This window comes from Actinocrinis sp. (genome assembly GCF_035938995.1).
GTDB lineage: Bacteria > Actinomycetota > Actinomycetes > Streptomycetales > Catenulisporaceae > DASZGI01.
In genome coordinates this window covers 1-1,707 of the sequence record NZ_DASZGI010000158.1, presented here as the reverse complement: position 1 = coordinate 1,707, position 1,707 = coordinate 1, and the positions used below count along the sequence as shown (strand labels likewise).

4 protein-coding genes and 1 pseudogene are annotated in these 1,707 nt (G+C 69.8%); 1 reads left to right on the top strand and 4 read right to left on the bottom strand.

The window, feature by feature from the left end:
• Positions 1 to 256, top strand: a pseudogene (locus VGZ32_RS11400) (dioxygenase); the annotation flags it as partial.
• 160 nt (positions 257 to 416) lie between these two features.
• Here the strand turns inward: VGZ32_RS11400 and VGZ32_RS29055 are convergent.
• The 4 genes from VGZ32_RS29055 to VGZ32_RS11390 all read right to left on the bottom strand — a co-directional run.
• On the bottom strand, positions 417 to 602 hold the full coding sequence (locus tag VGZ32_RS29055) for a hypothetical protein (protein ID WP_414642532.1): 186 nt from the start codon (positions 600 to 602) through the stop codon (positions 417 to 419).
• Between the two features lie 40 nt (positions 603 to 642).
• A complete protein-coding gene (locus VGZ32_RS11395; RefSeq protein WP_326885913.1) occupies positions 643 to 819 on the bottom strand; it encodes a hypothetical protein in 177 nt (58 codons plus the stop codon).
• Entirely contained in the window at positions 758 to 1,156 is a 399-nt protein-coding gene (locus tag VGZ32_RS28690) for an FAD-binding protein (RefSeq protein ID WP_349263565.1), read from the bottom strand. Before VGZ32_RS28690 ends, VGZ32_RS11395 begins: the two co-directional genes overlap by 62 nt.
• A 159-nt stretch (positions 1,157 to 1,315) precedes the next feature.
• Positions 1,316 to 1,707: YbaK/EbsC family protein (locus VGZ32_RS11390; RefSeq protein WP_326885912.1), on the bottom strand; the 392-nt coding region annotated here is incomplete at its 5' end.

Genomic DNA, 1,707 nt, shown 5'->3' with positions numbered 1-1,707 from the left:
CCACGACGGCTCGGTCCACTCGATCATGGCCGAGTTCGACGACTGGGGACATCGCGCACTCGACGCGGGCGACCTCGACGCGTTGCTGGACTTCGAGCACAAGTCCCCGTCCGGGCGGCTCGCGCACCCGCGCACCGAGCATTTCGCCCCGCTCTTCGTGACCCTCGGTGCGGGCGAGGCGGACCTGACCGCACAGCGCAGCGTGATCGACGGTTTCTGGATGGGCATGGCGAAGCGCTCGATCCAGCTCGGGTAAGTGCGCCGCAGCGCTCCAGCAGCCAGAGCACGGCGGTCCGAATCTCCGGGCATGTCAGCTGGCGAAGTCGCACGCTTCGGGGTCGTCGCCGTACACCTGATGCGGATCGAGCGCTTCGAGCTCGGCTGCGGCTGCGGCTGCGGCCCAACCGGGTATCGCATCAGCAGCCGAAGCGGTCAGCCATATCGGCCGCACGGCCGCGTCGGGGGCCGCCGAATGTCGCAGACAGCCGTTCTCCGAGGTCGGCGTTGAACTGTCGCACGTCTGGCGTTCCGGAAAGGCTGCGGACAGTGAGCCACACGGCGGTGTCGAAATCGCGGCCGTCCGGTCGGCGCGCAGGTGACAGCCATGCTTCTTCGCCGCCCGCGATTCCGCAGTCGGCCGGGTCATCGAGGCCTGCCGTGGCCGCCGGTGGCGAGGGCTTCGCCGAGCGTAAGGCATCCGGGAGCAGGGCAGGCCGTCACACCGTAGCCGAGCAGTTCGAGCCGGGTGAGCAGGGCCTCAAGGGTGACGCCTGCTTGCGCGACGACCGAGGCGTGTCCCGGGCGGCCCGGCATTGACACGCACTGAGTCCAGGTGCCGAGTCAGGTCCACGAGGACAACGCGCTCGTCCCGCATATCTCGCAGGTCGCCGCCGGAGACGGCCGCGTGCGCCGCCAGGCCGGCACCGCTGCCGACTACACGAACCCGCCAGCCGCTGCGGCACGCCCAGTTCACGACAGCGGCCACCTGGGTGATGGTCCGCGGCGTACAGACCCAGGCGTCGGTCGCGCGGTCCTCACGCGATTGATCGCCACGGGTCCGCCGGTAGACCTTTACTCCGGTCGGGAAATCCGCGGGACCCGGGAGCGGCGTAGGCCACGGCGCCGCAATCGTGCCCGAGCCCTCTAACGGCAGCATGCTGAGAAGTGTCTGTGCGTCCTGCGATCGATGACGCAGGGGCGGCCGGAATCCACCCGATCGGGTGACTCTCGGTGATCGCCACACTGTACGGCCCAACCGGTGACGCTTGGGTTCAGTTGACCGCCGCTCAGTTCACCCCACTCAGTTCACCGCCGCTCAGTTCACCGACACCGTCTCGGCCTTCGTCAGCTCGACGAGCTCTGCGAAGGTGATCGGGAACACGGTATGCGGGTGTCCGGCGGCGGCCCAGATCTCCCCGTGCTCGGCGAGCGTCTGATCGATCAAGGTCCTGATCGGTGCGGGATGCCCGACCGGGGCGACGCCGCCGATGGCCTGCCCGGTGTGGGTGCGCACGAATTCGGGCGTGGCGCGCGCGAGCTTTGGCAGCCCGAGCAGTGCGGCGAGCTTGGCGGTATCGACCCGGTGCGCGCCGCTGGTGAGCACGAGCAGCGGGTCGCCCGCGGCGTTGAAGATCAGGCTGTTGGCGATGGCTGCCACGGGGCAGCCGATCTGCTCGGCGGCCGCGGCGGCGGTCGGCGCGGTCGAGG

Bases quoted from the DNA above. Each gene is read 5' to 3' on its own strand.
- VGZ32_RS28690 (WP_349263565.1), bottom strand. From the start codon at position 1,156: ATGCTGCCGTTAGAGGGCTCGGGCACGATTGCGGCGCCGTGGCCTACG.